The following is a 15,281-nucleotide window of genomic DNA, read 5'->3' as shown; positions in this document are numbered from 1 at the left end:
AAAAGACTTTGGATAATAATGATACTAAAAATCACAGTTAACTCAAAATATTAAAGGGTTGTTCAGTAAATTTATGAAGTAGGGTGTGAAATTAATGATAATTCTTGATAAAAATACAAAATGTGCTGTTCAGGGAGTTACAGGGAAGCAAGGTTCCTTTCACACTGAACAGATGATTGAATACGGTACGAACATAATTGCAGGAACCAGTCCAGGTAAAGGAGGACAGGAAATTGGTGGAGTGCCAATTTACAATTCCATAGCAGAAATAAAGGATGATGTTGACATCAACGCTTCCATAATATTTGTACCTGCACCCTTTGCAAAGGATGCTGCCTTTGAAGCCATATCACAACTGGATCTGGCAGTTATAATCACCGAACACATCCCAGTCCACGATGCCATGGAGATAGTTGCCTACGCAGAGAAAAATGATACCACACTCATTGGACCAAACACCCCTGGAGTAATAAGTCCTGGTGTTGGAAAACTTGGAATAATGCCCACACACATATTCAGCCCTGGAAACATTGGAATAGTTTCAAGAAGCGGAACCCTTACCTATGAAGTTGCAAGCCAGATAACAAATGCTGGAATGGGTCAGAGCACATGCCTCGGTATTGGAGGAGACCCTGTCGTTGGAATGAACTTCTCAAGTGTCCTTCAAAGGTTTGAAGATGACGATAACACAGATTTTATGGTGATGATCGGAGAAATTGGAGGCACTGCAGAGGAGAAAGCAGCAGCATTTATAGCTGATAACATAAAAAAACCTGTTATTGCGTACATTGCAGGAGTAACAGCACCTCCTGGAAAGAGAATGGGACATGCAGGAGCCATAATTGATGGTGAAAGCGGTACAGCAGCAAGTAAAATAAAAGCCCTTGAATCTGCAGGCGTACGTGTTGCAAGACGCCCATCTGAGATTGCAGGAATTATCAAGGATATGATTTAAGGACATATCAATTGAAAGGAATATTCTTAAATATTCTTTTTAAAGAATTGAAACGAGATATTTTAAAAAAAATGAAGTAATTTAAAATTCTCTTTTATCATTTAATCATTATTTTTTATAACTTTTTTTATAATAAAGAAACAAATAAGATATTATATTTTCAATTTAAAGAGTTTTCAATTTAAAGAGAATATTTTGGGATTTGAACCCCATTCAAGTGGATGGATCTAATAAAAAAATATTTCAATTGAAAAAAGGATTTTAAGTGAGAAAAATGGCAGGAAAAGAGGAAATTATTCAAAAACTGTTAGATGGCAATATGAAACTCCATGAAATTGATAGATACACTGAAAATGTTGTGGATGCCCTTGAGATAAGGAGAGAATTTGCTGAAAAACTCTCAAACACCAGTCTGGAGCATGTTTCAAGGTACTCACTTGATATGGGAGAGGCCATGAAACGGAACATTGAAAACCCAATAGGAACTGTTCAAATACCATTAGGTCTTGCAGGACCTCTTAAAATCCTTGGTGAACATGCAGATGGAGAGTTCTACGTGCCACTGGCCACATCTGAAGGTGCACTGGTTGCATCCATCAACAGGGGCTGTTCCGTTATAAAAGCATCAGGTGGAACAACCGTAAGGATCGTTGGGGACAAAATGACTCGGGCACCAGTTATAAAAGCTGAATCCGTTGCTCAGGCCGTTGAAGTGAAGAAATGGATAGAATCCAACTTCAAAGAGCTTAAAAAAGCTGCAGAGGTAACAACAAGACATGGCAGACTTGTTAAAATAGACCCTGTGGTTGTGGTTGGTAAGTACGTTTATCCCCGCTTTGTTTTCACAACAGGCGACAGTATGGGGATGAACATGGTTACAATTGCAACTGAAGCTGCTTTAAACCTTTTAACCCATAAAACTGGTGCACATATCATTGCTTTAAGTGGTAACTTCTGTGTTGACAAGAAACCATCTGCACTGAACCTCATTGAGGGGCGTGGGAAGACTCTGGTTGCAGAGGTTTTGATTCCAAGGGAGATCGTTGAGAAGAAACTTAAAACAACACCTGAAGCAGTTGTTGAGGTTAACACTGCAAAGAACCTGATAGGTTCCGCTATTGCAGGAAGCATGGGATTTAACGCTCAGTACGCCAACATTATCGGGGCTGTTTTCCTTGCAACAGGTCAGGACGAAGCTCACATCGTTGAGGGAAGCCTTGGAATAACCACAGCTGAAGCAGTTGATGGTGACCTGTACTTCTCAGTCACCCTTCCAGATGTTCCAGTTGCAACCATCGGCGGGGGCACAAGGCTTGAAACTGCAAGAGAATGCCTTGAAATAATGGATGCCTACGGCAGTGGAAAGGTTGGTAAGTTTTCAGAGATACTTGCAGGAGCTGTGCTGGCTGGTGAGCTGTCACTCATGGGCGCACTTGCAGCCGGACACCTTGCACGGGCACATAAAGAGCTTGGAAGGGGATAAAGAGGATAATCATTTCTAAACCCTCTTTTTTAGATTTCTGTTCAGCTTTATCCAAAATCATGTTTATTGATCAATATGAAATCATGACAAAAATAATATTTATAGAAACTTAAATAAATGAAAGGAAGAATTAAAAGAATTAAATATTAGATGATTCAATAACTCTATTTTTAAGATTCACTTAATCAAAAATTAAGATCTATCAGGAGATAAACTAGAAAATGAACATACGCGAATTCATTCATGAATACTTCAATATGAGCCGTTACATTGCCCTTGGAACACTGGACGGAATCCTTGCGGTTATGGGAATAACAATTGCAGCTGCAGGGATTGCAAGTGCAGGTGGGGGAACAACACCCAATTATGCTATCGGCCTTACAGGGCTCAGTGGGGGAATAGCACTTGCAATGTCCAATGCATTCGGTTCTTTCATAGGGGAACGGGCTGAAGAAACCCGTACAATGAGGGAACTTGAACATAAAATGATGCTCGATGAGGGAAAGCTGGAAGATACAGTTATTCACAATCAAGCCAAAAAAAGGGTTCACATGAGCATGTTCACCCATGGATTCTCAAGCTTCATAGGCTCCTTCGTGCCGGTTCTGCCATTTCTGGTTATAGCAGACAGGATGACAGCCATAGTAACCACTGTTGTTCTGTGCTTTGCAGCCCTGATACTTCTGGGAGTTTACCTGGGTAAGGTATCCAGAGGCAGCCTTCTCAGGACGAGCGTGGAGATAATGGCCATAGGAGTAGTTATAAGTGTTGTAAGTTTCCTTATTGGGGGAAGCCACTAGAAAAATAAGTTTACTGGGTTTAAAATACCCAAACATTATATTTTATTTTAAATTATTTTTATTTTAAAAAAAATATTTGAATCATCATTTTTTTTATTTAAATTTTTGTTTAAGTCTATTTTAAAATGCTTAAATCTATTTCAAAAATGCTTAAGTCTATTTTAAAAGATTTGTTTTAAAAATATTTTAAAAATTAAGTTTGTTTTTAAAGGTTTAAAATCCCAGATCAACATGATAGATCCGTTCAATGTTCTCAACATGTATCGTGTAGGCTTCGTCCTCTGTGATGATACCCTTCTCAAGAAGTTCTCTTGTACGCCTTGGAACAGTTTTCGGGCCGAGTACTGCTCCAGGTCTTGAAAGGTCATCCATGTAATCTGTTTCCATGATGAAGTTCAGTTTTCCATTTGAATGAAGTCCTGAATGAAGCTTCTCAACTCCCTCGGTTACCACATCCCTCGTTGCAATGAGGGATGGTGTGAGTCCGTGGTTTTCTTCTTCAAGTACCATTGGCCCTGAGAAATGTTTTATTACCTGTGATCTTTCAAGCCCTGCTTTATCTGCCATTTGGGCAAATTCTTTGAACTCTCCGGGTCCGGAAGTTTCTGTGTGGAGCTGGACTGGGCATTCTGCATCCTTTGCAAGTTCCATTGCATACTGGATGAGTCTGTTGTGAACCTGGAGTTCTTCTGTAGAAACCTCGTAGTGGGGTCTTCCAACCTCACCTATGCCAACGGCCTTACCCTCAAGAACCAGCTTCTGAGCTGTTTTAAGGGCATCTCTCAGGAGTTCTTCACCCTTTTCAAGGGCCAAACCTTCTTTGATACGTCTTGAGAGTTCAGCTGGATGTGCTCCAACAACTGCAAATGCCTTAACATCTGTCTCAGTGTTTATGGTATCCACGTACTTTATTCCAAGTTCCATTGCCTCCCTGAAGCTGCATGATGCCCCAACAGTCCAAGTGGGCTTGTTTGGACTGATCATAACACTTCCGCCTGCCCTTTTAAATTTGGTTGCCACTGCAACTGGTCCTTCACCATTTACAGGATCCACGTGTATGTGGTTGTCTGTCACTGGAATCTGTTCCATAGCTTCTCATCCCCATTAAATCCATTACCCATTAATCCATTAAATTCTTAAAATTTCTCTAAAATGCAAGCTTTCATGATAAATATGGTTAACATTTATTTTTATACTTCTATAACAAATGCGAAGAGTTTTAATGCCCTCAAAGTTCCCCTCCAAGGTTCAACTCCTTCATCAATGCCTTTTCAAAAACATCCACAGGGGCTTCAACACCCGTCCAGATCTTAAAGGCTTCAACTCCCTGGTAGATCAGCATTTTGGTTCCTGGAACCGCCCTGGCACCTGCCTTCTTTGCTTCCTTCAGCAGGCCTGTTTCAAAGGGATTGTAAACTATGTCGTTGACAACCAGGTTTTCATGCATCATATCAGCATTGACAAGGGGTTCATCGTCAACGTTCGGATACATGCCTATTGGGGTTGTGTTTATGAGGATGTCAGCATCCTGGATTTCCCCTATAACCTCCAGATCCAGATCAGAAGATTTCACACTTGCGTCAAGATTGGATACTAGGTCGTCCCTGAGGGCTTTTGCCTTTTCAACTGTTCTGTTTGCAATAACAACTTCTCCTGCACCTTCAAGAAGTATCTGGAATGAAACTGCCCTTGCAGCACCTCCGGCCCCTAAAATTACCACTTTCTTATTTTTCACAGTTGTGACTTCTTCAATGGCCCTCACTGCACCTAAACCATCTGTGTTGTATCCCTTGGATCCGTTCTGGAACTTCACGGTGTTCACGGCACCGATGAGTTCTGCAGCATGATCCAGTTCATCAAGATGTTCCATTACGCTGGTTTTATGTGGAATTGTAATGTTCAAACCTTTTATTCCCATTGCACGGGCACCTTCAAGTGCAGCTCCAATTTCACCTTTTTTAACATGAAATGGAACATAAACACTGTCCATTCCGAGTTTTTCAAATGCTGCATTGTGCATTGGAGGTGAAAGGCTGTGCTCAACAGGGTCACCCATTATACCAAAAACATTGGTTTTTCCAGTTATCATTTTTACCACCATTACATTAGGTTAACACTAAAAAATTGTAAAAAAATTGTCAGCAAAGAACTAACTGAACAATCAATATTAATTTAATGGAATGTTTTATATTAATCCCTTTAGAAATTAAAGTATATAGTAAAGATGCATGATAAAAATCTCAGGGACAATTAATGATTGGGATTATCCCTGATTTTCATAAAGGGAGTTTCTAAAAAAAGGTTGGTGGTAACGTGCTTGCAAAACAAAGATTTGTTCTGGATACAACCGCTTTTACAGATAACCAGCTCCGGGAAGACTTTGGAGATGGAGAGCTCATAAAAACAGTTGACGTGTTGCTGGACCTCATTGCAAGGTCCCGAATAAAACTTAACATAAGCTGTCATATGCCGCCAATCACCTACAAAGAGTTTTCAGATTACATGGCCCGTTATGAATGTCCTGAGGAAATAATGGTCAAAGCTGAAACCTGGATCGTTAAGAAAACTCCCAACCGCTACGACACCAAGATACCGTCGGAGATATTCTACGAGTACGTTCAGGATATGAGGGAACGTATGAACAAGGGGATGAGAATATCTGAAAGTGCAGTCTGGGAGGCTGCAGTTGAATCCATGGTTATGCTCTCCAGAGGGGAGAAAAAAACTGACGTTGAAGTTGAGGTCATTGGTAAATCAATTACAGACTTCCGAAAACGTTACAGAGCAGCTTTAAGGAAGGGTACCCTTGACAGCGCCCCTGATCTTGATGTTTTGCTCCTTGCAAAGGAGCTTAGTGCAGGAGTTGTTGCTGCAGATGAGGGAATCAAAGTCTGGGGTGAAAGACTGGGTCTGAGATTTTTGAGTGCAAAATCATTCCCTAAAATGCTCAGAGAATACCTCAAGTACTACGAATAAACCTTAACATACCCTACTCATGTTATTAATTCCTTTTTTTAGAAGATTTAAGGGATTCTTTTATTTGATTTAAGTTCAATTAAATTTAGTTCAGATTTTGTAGGAGATTTAAACCAGATTCTGATTTTAGATCAAATTTAACCCCATAAAATAACTGCATTACAAAATAATTCCAAATTAACAATTAAAATAAATAATGAAAAAATTAAAAACCAATCCTATAGATAACATAGTTTTTACATGATAGAATAAAAATAATTGTGATGAAATCCATAAAAACTCAATAAAAATCATTGAATTTAATCATTGAATATTTTAATCATATTCTTTAAAGGCAGGAGAATTAAATGGAAATAAAAAAACCTAGAGGAACTCGTGATTTCCTTTTTAAGGAAATGGAAGAACGTAAATATGTTGAAAATACTTTAAGAAGAATATTTGAGACTTACGGTTACAGTGAGATAAAAACCCCAATATTTGAGGAACTATCTCTTTTCACAACAAAATCAGGTGAAGGAATAAAGGAACAGATCTACCACTTTCAGGATAAAGGAGGAAGAGATCTGGCCCTCAGACCTGAACTCACAGCCCCAGTTGCGAGGCTTTACATAAATGAGCTTCAAAAAAACCCCAAACCCATTAAGATGTACTACTTCGGGAGCTGTTTCAGGTACGAAAGGCCTCAGGCAGGCAGGTTCAGACAGTTCTGGCAGTTTGGATGTGAACTTATAGGTGGGAAGGTTCCAGGTTCTGAGGCTGAGATCATTGCAATGTCAGGCCACTGCCTCGAGGAACTGGGACTTGAAGGCTACGAAATCCACATAGGAAACCTTGGAATACTCAGAAACATAATCAATGGTGCAGGAATCTTTGGAGAAGAACACGACCAGATAATGGGCCTCATAGATAAGGGGGACGTTGAGGCACTCCAGGACCTGCTCAATGAACTCAAAGTTGATGATAGATCAAAGAAAACCCTTCTGAAGTTGATAGGAATGAAGGGTGATGGAGATATCCTGGATGATGTTGAAGCAATAGTAAACTACAACGAAAAATCTCTTGAAGCACTCTTTGAGGTTCGGGAACTTCTTAAAGCCCTTGAAGCCTTTGATTTCCATGATTACATCGTAAATCTTGGTATTGCACGGGGACTGGATTACTACTCTGGAACTGTCTTTGAGATCTACGTACATGGACTCGGTGCACAAAAACAGATAAGTGGTGGGGGAACCTATAATTTAATAGAGATATTTGGTGGTGAAGAAGTTGAATCCACTGGATTCGCATTTGGCTTCGACAGGGTTATGGAAGCCCTCAGAAAGCAGAAAGCAGAAATTCCAGTCACAGGACATGTTGATGTCTTCGTTACCCCAATAAATAAAGATGTGAAGTTAAAAGCCTTTGAAATAGCCCAGAAACTGCGTAAAAGTGGAGTTTCAACTGATGTTGACCTTGCAGGTAAGAAGCTCAAGAAGGTACTTTCCCATGCAAACACTGCAGGTATCAAGTACGTGGTGCTTGTGGGTGCAAGGGAACTTGAAGAGGGCAAGGTAACAGTTAAAAACATGGAATCTGGTGAACAGGAACTCGTTGATGCCTCAGGCATTGCAGATTACTTTCAGAATTAATCATAAGATCCAAGATAATATCCAGATCAAATTGGCTCAAATATGGATCATCTTTTAAAATCTTGGTAAAAAAATTATTTGAAGAGTGTTTAAAAAAAGGTGGATGGTTAAAAAAATGGAAGGACCTTTAGAACTAAACTTCAGGCATGAAGTGAAGGGTGAAAAACTGGTTATAGCAATTGCACAGGACTACAAAACTTCTGAAGTTCTCATGGTAGCTTACATGAACAAAGAGGCACTTGAGAGAACCATTGAAACTGGTAAAGCCCATTACTGGAGCACGTCCCGGTGCAAACTATGGTTCAAGGGTGAAAGTTCAGGACATTTTCAGGAGGTCCATGAAATATTAACAGACTGTGATGAAGATGCTGTGCTTTTGAAGGTTAAACAGAATGGTGGAGCATGTCATGAAGGTTATTTTTCATGTTTCTTCAGACAGATATGTTCCGGGGACTCTGTGGGACAGGATGCAGGTAAATGTGAAGTTCGGATAGTTAAGGAAAAGATTTTTGAACCTGAAAAAATTTATGGGGAGAAGTAAATGAGGATAGTTCCAGATACGAGTGTGATTGTGGATGGCAGGATCACAGGAATAGTTCAGGATAATGAGTACAAGGGGTGTGAGGTGATAATTCCAGAAGCAGTTGTATCTGAACTGGAAAACCAGGCAAATAAGGGACGGGAAACCGGTTTTAACGGTTTGGAAGAATTAAAGGAACTTCAAAAACTTTGTAAGGAGGGCAAATTATCCCTTAAATACGTTGGGAGGAGACCAACCCTTGAAGAGATATCCCTTGCAAAGGGTGGGGAAATAGATGCCATGATAAGGGACACAGCCGGTGCAAATGATGCAACACTCATAACCAGTGATAAAGTCCAGAAGGAGGTTGCAGAAGCCCAGGGACTCAATGCAATCTATCTGAAACAGGAAATGGTTGCCTACAAAGACCTGGAAGTTGGAAAGTTCTTCGACAAAAACACCATGTCCATACACCTGAAGGAAAATGTCAGGCCAATGGCCAAGAAGGGAAAACCTGGAAATATAAAACTGGTAAAAATAAGTCCAAAACCTCTTAAACGTGTTGAAATTGAGAGGATGGCCAGAGAAATCATTGAAAGGACAAAAAGTGATTTTAAAAGTTTCATAGAAATAGAGATGGATGGTGCAACTGTTGTTCAGTTCAGGGAGTACCGTATCTCCATTGCAAGACCTCCATTCTCTGATGGAATTGAAATAACTGTTGTAAGACCTGTTGCAAAGGTTTCACTTGATGATTACAAACTTCCAGAGAAATTAATAGATAGACTGAGAAACAGTGCTAAGGGAATACTAATTTCAGGACCTCCTGGTGCTGGTAAAAGTACATTTGCACAGGCTGCAGCAGATTTCTACAGTAAGGATATTGGTGCAATTGTGAAAACCATGGAATCACCCAGGGATCTGCAGGTCAGTGATGAGATAACACAGTACGCACCCCTTGAAGATGATATGGCTAAAACAGCAGATATACTGCTCCTTGTACGTCCAGATTACACCATATATGATGAACTACGTAAAACAAAGGATTTCAAAATATTTGCAGACATGAGACTTGCAGGTGTTGGTATGATAGGTGTTGTACACTCAACAAGACCTATAGATGCTATTCAGAGAGTTATTGGACGGGTAGAACTTGGAATAATACCTTCCATAGTGGATACAACCATATTCATAAATGAAGGAAAGGTTGCAGCAATCTACGATATTGCATTAACTGTCAAAGTCCCAACAGGAATGATCGAAGCTGATCTTGCAAGGCCAGTTATAGAGATCAAGGACTTTGAAACAGGAACACCTGTACACGAGATATACACATACGGGGAACAAACAATCGTTATGGAAGTGGGTGAAGTCCAGTTCGAGAAAACACCCATCCAAAAGATTGCAGAACGTGAAATAGTAAAGGAAATAAAACGCAGAATTCCTGATGCAACCATTGAAGTGGATATGAAGTCTGATAAACGTGCAACAGTCTGGTTAGAAGAGAGGCACATTCCACAACTCATTGGTAAGAAAGGTAAAACAATAGATGAAGTTGAAAAACGTATCGGCATAAGTATAGGTGTTGAACCTCTCCAGTCCAAGGAGATCCAACCCAAGGAAACTGGAGATAAATTCCCAATAAACGCTGAACTTGCAGGAAACTACGTTGTGCTCAGTTTCGAAAAAAATGCTGTTGGAACCCCATTCGACATCATGGTGGCTAATGAATATCTTTTCACAGCCACAGTGGGTAAAAAAGGTACTATCAAGATAAAAAAGGACATAGAACTTGCAAATATAATAATAGATGCCTTAAAACGGGACTTATCCATAAATGCAAGGATCAGAAACGAGTGATCTTAAAATAATTAATTGATATAAATTTAAAGGAATAAAAGGTAAATTAAATGAAAATCAGCGTATCAACCCTTGCACTTTACCCAACACCCTTTGAAGAGGTTTTATCCCACCTTGAGGAAAGGGGTGTTGATTACTGTGAGGTAATAAATGAGAATCCATACCATGAGATAAACAGTGAACTTGTTGATTCCTATAAAATAAATGTGAGTGTGCACGCTCCAATCTCAGACATCAACATTGCATCCCACAACAGAACAATGCGGAATTCATCAGTTCAACAGATGAAAAATTCAATTGATAAAGCATCAAAACTGGAACCTGGACTCGTTGTTGTTCATCCAGGTACCATGCCCATTCTTGGAGATAGATTTCCAGATAAAATCTACAGATACAATCTGGAATCCCTTAGAGAATGTGCAGAGTATGCTGAAGACTGTGGGGTTGTGATGTGTGTTGAAAACATGCCGGATATCCATGGACTTCTCGGTAAGGACATAAAGGAACTTGAAGGTATCATTGAGGAAATAAACACATACATGACTCTGGATGTTGGTCATGCACACAATATGGGTTTTTCTACAGATGAAATGCTTGAATCAAAACTCATAAAACACATCCACCTAAGCGACAACGATGGATCCTTTGACAGCCACAATGCCATTGGTAGTTCAGGTATGAAGGGTATAGACTTTGAAAATCTCCTTAAAAATCTTGTTAAATCAAATTACAGGGATATTCTTGTTGTTGAAGTTCGAAATCTGCAGGATGTTGATGAAAGTCTTGATTACCTGAAACTGCAGATGAAAAGCCTGAAGTAACTTTAACAACATTCAAAAAAATTGAAAATTAAAGAATAAAAAAATTGGATACTCAAAAGAAATGGAAAAATTGAAATTAAAATCCATGAAAATTTAAATCCATGAAAAGTAGTGGCAATGGTTCTATTCAATAAATTTATTCAGGAAAAATAATTTTGAAAGATAATTTTTAGTTTAAAAAAACTTAGAAAAATTAAGGAGACATATTTCATGAAAGTATCAATAATTGGTGGAACTGGAGATCAGGGACTTGGATTAGCACTCAGATTTGCAATGTCTGGAGAAGACGTTATAATAGGATCACGTGATATTAAAAAGGCAGAAAATGCTGTTGATGTTATAAAAAACATGCTTGGAAAGGAGGAGATTGATAACCTCACCCCAATGACCAACCCGGATGCTGCTGCAGTAGGGGACATCGTTGTTTTAACGGTTCCTCTCCAGGCACAGATGGTCACCCTCAAAAGTATCAAGGACGAAGTTGAAGGTAAGATCTTTGTTGATGCAACTGTTCCCCTTGAAACCTGCCTCGGTGGCAAACCAACCAGGTACGTGGATCTTTGGGAAGGTTCTGCAGTTGAAAGATCCGCAGAATTCCTGAAGGACCAGAATGTGAAGGTTGTATCTGCCTTCAACAATATAAGTGCTGCAAGCCTCACAAACATTCCAGAAGATGTTCAGTGTGACTGCCTCATATCCGGAGATGACCCTGAAGCTAAAAAAGCAGTTATGGAACTTGCAGAGAAGATTCCTGGGGTTAAATCTATAGATTGCGGTGCCCTTGAAAATGCGAGGATCGTTGAGAAGATAACAGCCATGCTCATAAACCTGAACATCCGAAACAAGGTAAAACTTGCAGGTATAAGGATAACCGGACTCTAAAAATTAATTAAACTCTTAAATTAAATTTACATCCAAACTTAGGGGATAAATCATAATTAATCATTTTTTTAGAATTTTAATAAAAAATCAATACAAGGTTCAAAAATATGGAGTACATAAAAAAAACAGCAGAAAATATAACCAAACATGCTTTACAGGTTATAGACCTGATAAATGAAGAAGAAGTGGATAAGATGATAAATTCCATTTTAAATGCAGAATCTATCTTTATAGTGGGCAGTGGAAGGTCCGAACTTATGGGTATGGCCTTTGCAATGAGGTTAATGCACCTGGGATTTAACGTGCACGTTGTTGGGGACGTTACAACCCCTGCAATAAAGGATACAGATTGTTTAATTGCAATATCTGGTTCTGGGGAAACCAAAGCTGTTACAATGGCTGCAGAAACTGCCTCAGAAACCGGGGCCAAAGTTGTTGCAATAACTGCCAACACAACTTCAACACTGGGAAAAAAGGCAGATGTCATTGTTAACATTGAAAGTAAAACAAAAGAGCCATGGAAACATTACACATCCCATGTTTTAAAGGGACAGTATGATGATATGACCCCAATGGGAACTCTTTTTGAAGACAGCACCCATCTCTTCCTTGATGGTCTTATAGCTGAATTTATGGCACGTCTTGGTAAAAAGGAAGTTGACCTGAAGAAAAGGCATGCAACCATAGAGTGAAAGGGATAAAACATCCCCACACCCAATCTATGTAAGCCTTATAAATCCATGGAATGGTAATATTGAAGTGAGATTTTTAGAGTGACATTTATTTAAGACATTGGTAGAGAGAAATATTTATAATATTTATTAACCTATTGGGGCGAGTTTGAATATGAATGCAGAGTTATCAGAGGATTTAGTAATAATCAGGGGTAGTAACGGAGGTAAACTCTATGATAAGAGCCATTACGGCAATCTTACCGAGGAGGGACTGCAGCTTTCCCTTGTTGAAGCACTTCTCTTAATGGAGAAGGAAAAACTGGAAGTTTCAGATGGTGAAAAACAGCTTTCCATTGAGGACATGTTCCATGTAATACGTAGCAAAGATCTTTTCACTAAATACATAGTATTCAGGGATCTCCGAAACAGGGGTTACATCGTTAAAACAGGTTTTAAATACGGCTCTGAATTCAGACTTTACGAACGAGGAACTTCACCTGGTGAAGGTCATTCAAATTACCTTGTAAAGGTTGCCCCTGAAAACTGTAACATCACCATGTTCGACCTTTCAAGTTACGTAAGGGTTGCCCATGGAGTTAATAAAAAACTCCTCTTTGCAGTTGTTGATGATGAAAACGATATAACCTACTACAACGTGGAATGGACAAGACCTTGAAAACGTAGAAAATTAAGTTTTAATCCTTTAAGCACATTTTTTCCAGATATTCATGATTAATTACTTAAGTATCTGATATAAGTATCTGATAAAATTAGGATTGTTGCAACCATTACACTTATTAAAACTGTTAGAATCAATATTAAATTATAAAAATCAATAAAATTTTAATGAATATTCAATATTAATGAATTTAAGGTGATTCAGTGATAGATCCATGGAGTTCAGCCGTCGTAGACTATGAAAAACTCATAGAACAGTTTGGAATAAAACCATTTTCAGATATGATTGGTGACATAGAGGATCCCCACGTACTCATGAAGAGGGGCATAATCTTTGGTCAGAGGGACTACGGAAGAATTGTAAAGGCCATGCGAGAAGGCTCAGACTTTGCAGTTGTAAGTGGAATGATGCCCAGTGGTAAAATGCACATTGGCCACAAGATGATAGTTGACCAGCTTGTATGGTACCAGGCAAAGGGTGCAGATATCTACATACCCATAGCAGATATGGAATCCTACTCTGCAAGGGAAGTTGACTTTGAAGAATCAAGAAAACTCGCTGTTTCAGAGTACATAACCAACTACATAGCACTGGGCCTTGATTTTAATAAAAAAAATGTTCACACATATCTTCAGTCTGAAAACAAGCTCGTTGGAGATCTTGCATACCTACTGGGGCGCAGGGTGAACCTGAACGAAATGAAAGCAATATATGGTTTTGGAGGTTCCACAAACATTTCCCATTTGTATGTTCCCCTCATGCAGGTTGCAGATATTATTCATCCCCAACTTGAGGAATGCGGCGGCCCAAAACCCACAGTTGTACCTGTAGGTCCAGATCAGGACCCCCATATAAGGTTAACAAGGGACATTGCAGAACGTTTCAAATCTAAATTCAACTTCATAGCCCCATCTTCAACGTACCACAGGTTCATAACAGGACTTACAGGGGATAAGATGTCAAGCAGCAAACCAAAAACAGCGATATTCCTGAGTGACAGCCCAGAAGTTGCTGAGAAAAAGGTTAAATCTGCAAAGACCGGTGGCAGAGAAAGTCTCAAGGAGCAGCAAGAGCTGGGAGGAACTCCTGAAGATTGTTCCGTCTATGAAATGTTACTTTATCACCTTGTAAAATCAGATGAAGAGCTTAAAGAGATTTATCATGACTGTAAAAATGGTACGGTTATGTGCGGTGAATGTAAAGCAAAGGCTGCAGGTATGATTAGAACCCTCTTTGAAGAGGTATCAAAAAGCAGGGCAAAAGCAATGGATGTGGCCGAAAAAGTTTTAATGGACGATTAGTAATATGGAATAAACAAAGTATGAAGTAATTCTGAAGTTACTAACTAGGGGATCGATACATGCTCAAAAAAGATAAATACGACGGCTTTTTCAGTGGCCTTTACAAGAGAAATGAAACCTTTCTGGTTATTTCAACCACCATATTTTTAGTATCCATGTTTGTAGGTTACGCATTTTCAGGTGCACTTGACAGTTTTTTAAGTCTTGTGTTGTCTGACTTTAAAAAGAGGTTCACTGAAGGACAGCTTAAATTAACAACCCTTTCCATATTAACAAACAACCTTTATGTAGCAGTGGTAATATACTTCGGTGGACTCATCTTCGGAATTGGTACCTTTGTTTATTTAGCCTTTAACGGGCTTTTCCTTGGATACGCAGCCACCCAGTACCCCCTGGGCAACTTCATAATATTCACCATACCACACGGAGTTTTTGAAGTTATTGGAATCATCATAGCAGGAGCTGCAGGGTTCAGACTTACAAGCTGGATTGTAAATGTGTTGAAAGACATGTTACATATAAGATCAGACATATCCACCGTAACACAGATGAAATACGTTTTTGAAACACATATGGATGAAATCTGGGAATCTCTTAAGCTTTTTGCAATTGCTGTTGTTTTACTCATTATTGCAGCAGTTATAGAAGCTAATCTAAGTATCGCATGGGGAACCTACATTCAAAGTGTTTTATAAAACATTT

The 15,281-nt window shown here is 39.2% G+C and carries 15 protein-coding genes; 13 read left to right on the top strand and 2 right to left on the bottom strand.

Annotated features, from left to right (window positions below; translation table 11 throughout):
• Positions 1 to 94 precede the first annotated feature (94 nt).
• The 3 genes from sucD (at position 95) to J2756_RS09050 (ending at position 3,238) form a co-directional block, all read left to right on the top strand.
• On the top strand, positions 95 to 955 hold the full coding sequence (gene sucD, locus J2756_RS09060) for a succinate--CoA ligase subunit alpha (protein WP_209584858.1): 861 nt from the start codon (positions 95 to 97) through the stop codon (positions 953 to 955).
• A 274-nt stretch (positions 956 to 1,229) separates the two neighbouring features.
• Positions 1,230 to 2,438 carry a hydroxymethylglutaryl-CoA reductase (NADPH) gene (gene hmgA / locus J2756_RS09055; protein ID WP_209584857.1) on the top strand — a complete coding sequence of 403 codons (1,209 nt, stop codon included), beginning with the start codon at positions 1,230 to 1,232 and terminating at the stop codon, positions 2,436 to 2,438.
• A gap of 221 nt (positions 2,439 to 2,659) precedes the next feature.
• The gene (locus J2756_RS09050) at positions 2,660 to 3,238 is read left to right on the top strand and encodes a TIGR00267 family protein (protein WP_209584856.1); all 579 of its coding nucleotides are present in this window, start codon (positions 2,660 to 2,662) and stop codon (positions 3,236 to 3,238) included.
• 213 nt (positions 3,239 to 3,451) lie between these two features.
• On the opposite strand, the gene J2756_RS09045 is transcribed toward J2756_RS09050, so the two are convergent.
• Together J2756_RS09045 and J2756_RS09040 are read right to left on the bottom strand one after the other, a co-directional pair.
• Positions 3,452 to 4,327 (bottom strand): TatD family hydrolase, encoded by an 876-nt coding sequence (locus tag J2756_RS09045; protein ID WP_209584853.1) that lies wholly within the window; start codon positions 4,325 to 4,327, stop codon positions 3,452 to 3,454.
• A gap of 139 nt (positions 4,328 to 4,466) precedes the next feature.
• Positions 4,467 to 5,327, bottom strand: a complete 861-nt coding sequence (locus J2756_RS09040; RefSeq protein ID WP_209584845.1) for a shikimate dehydrogenase — start codon at positions 5,325 to 5,327, stop codon at positions 4,467 to 4,469.
• 224 nt (positions 5,328 to 5,551) lie between these two features.
• On the opposite strand from J2756_RS09040, the gene J2756_RS09035 reads away from it, so the two are divergent.
• From J2756_RS09035 to J2756_RS08990, 10 genes are all read left to right on the top strand, one after another.
• On the top strand, positions 5,552 to 6,214 hold the full coding sequence (locus J2756_RS09035) for an RNA ligase partner protein (RefSeq protein ID WP_209584843.1): 663 nt from the start codon (positions 5,552 to 5,554) through the stop codon (positions 6,212 to 6,214).
• Between the two features lie 347 nt (positions 6,215 to 6,561).
• On the top strand, positions 6,562 to 7,842 hold the full coding sequence (gene hisS, locus J2756_RS09030) for a histidine--tRNA ligase (RefSeq protein WP_209584841.1): 1,281 nt from the start codon (positions 6,562 to 6,564) through the stop codon (positions 7,840 to 7,842).
• Positions 7,843 to 7,957: 115 nt separating this feature from the next.
• Positions 7,958 to 8,383: a phosphoribosyl-AMP cyclohydrolase gene (gene hisI, locus J2756_RS09025; protein WP_245316011.1), complete on the top strand. Its 426-nt coding sequence runs from the start codon at positions 7,958 to 7,960 to the stop codon at positions 8,381 to 8,383.
• On the top strand, positions 8,384 to 10,222 hold the full coding sequence (locus tag J2756_RS09020; RefSeq protein WP_209584837.1) for a PINc/VapC family ATPase: 1,839 nt from the start codon (positions 8,384 to 8,386) through the stop codon (positions 10,220 to 10,222).
• A 50-nt stretch (positions 10,223 to 10,272) separates the two neighbouring features.
• Entirely contained in the window at positions 10,273 to 11,043 is a 771-nt protein-coding gene (locus tag J2756_RS09015; RefSeq protein WP_209584835.1) for a sugar phosphate isomerase/epimerase family protein, read from the top strand.
• Between the two features lie 210 nt (positions 11,044 to 11,253).
• Positions 11,254 to 11,925 (top strand): NADPH-dependent F420 reductase, encoded by a 672-nt coding sequence (gene npdG, locus J2756_RS09010; protein WP_209584833.1) that lies wholly within the window; start codon positions 11,254 to 11,256, stop codon positions 11,923 to 11,925.
• A gap of 107 nt (positions 11,926 to 12,032) precedes the next feature.
• Positions 12,033 to 12,617, top strand: a complete 585-nt coding sequence (gene hxlB / locus J2756_RS09005) for a 6-phospho-3-hexuloisomerase (RefSeq protein WP_209584831.1) — start codon at positions 12,033 to 12,035, stop codon at positions 12,615 to 12,617.
• A gap of 154 nt (positions 12,618 to 12,771) precedes the next feature.
• On the top strand, positions 12,772 to 13,275 hold the full coding sequence (gene endA, locus J2756_RS09000; protein WP_209584830.1) for a tRNA-intron lyase: 504 nt from the start codon (positions 12,772 to 12,774) through the stop codon (positions 13,273 to 13,275).
• A gap of 206 nt (positions 13,276 to 13,481) precedes the next feature.
• A complete protein-coding gene (locus J2756_RS08995) occupies positions 13,482 to 14,579 on the top strand; it encodes a tryptophan--tRNA ligase (RefSeq protein WP_209584828.1) in 1,098 nt (365 codons plus the stop codon).
• A gap of 59 nt (positions 14,580 to 14,638) precedes the next feature.
• The gene (locus J2756_RS08990; protein ID WP_209584827.1) at positions 14,639 to 15,274 is read left to right on the top strand and encodes a stage II sporulation protein M; all 636 of its coding nucleotides are present in this window, start codon (positions 14,639 to 14,641) and stop codon (positions 15,272 to 15,274) included.
• Positions 15,275 to 15,281: the final 7 nt, after the last annotated feature.

The sequence above is a fragment of the Methanobacterium aggregans genome (genome assembly GCF_017874455.1).
Classification (GTDB): Archaea; Methanobacteriota; Methanobacteria; order Methanobacteriales; family Methanobacteriaceae; genus Methanobacterium_C; species Methanobacterium_C aggregans.
The sequence above is the reverse complement of the archived record's forward strand: the minus strand, read 5'-3'. Positions and strand labels throughout refer to the sequence as shown.

Coding starts and splice junctions, on each gene's coding strand:
- sucD (WP_209584858.1), top strand. CDS start 95: ATGATAATTCTTGATAAAAATACAAAATGTGCTGTTCAGGGAGTTACA.
- hmgA (WP_209584857.1), top strand. CDS start 1,230: ATGGCAGGAAAAGAGGAAATTATTCAAAAACTGTTAGATGGCAATATG.
- J2756_RS09050 (WP_209584856.1), top strand. CDS start 2,660: ATGAACATACGCGAATTCATTCATGAATACTTCAATATGAGCCGTTAC.
- J2756_RS09045 (WP_209584853.1), bottom strand. CDS start 4,327: ATGGAACAGATTCCAGTGACAGACAACCACATACACGTGGATCCTGTA.
- J2756_RS09040 (WP_209584845.1), bottom strand. CDS start 5,327: ATGATAACTGGAAAAACCAATGTTTTTGGTATAATGGGTGACCCTGTT.
- hisS (WP_209584841.1), top strand. CDS start 6,562: ATGGAAATAAAAAAACCTAGAGGAACTCGTGATTTCCTTTTTAAGGAA.
- hisI (WP_245316011.1), top strand. CDS start 7,958: ATGGAAGGACCTTTAGAACTAAACTTCAGGCATGAAGTGAAGGGTGAA.
- J2756_RS09020 (WP_209584837.1), top strand. CDS start 8,384: ATGAGGATAGTTCCAGATACGAGTGTGATTGTGGATGGCAGGATCACA.
- J2756_RS09015 (WP_209584835.1), top strand. CDS start 10,273: ATGAAAATCAGCGTATCAACCCTTGCACTTTACCCAACACCCTTTGAA.
- npdG (WP_209584833.1), top strand. CDS start 11,254: ATGAAAGTATCAATAATTGGTGGAACTGGAGATCAGGGACTTGGATTA.
- hxlB (WP_209584831.1), top strand. CDS start 12,033: ATGGAGTACATAAAAAAAACAGCAGAAAATATAACCAAACATGCTTTA.
- endA (WP_209584830.1), top strand. CDS start 12,772: ATGAATGCAGAGTTATCAGAGGATTTAGTAATAATCAGGGGTAGTAAC.
- J2756_RS08990 (WP_209584827.1), top strand. CDS start 14,639: ATGCTCAAAAAAGATAAATACGACGGCTTTTTCAGTGGCCTTTACAAG.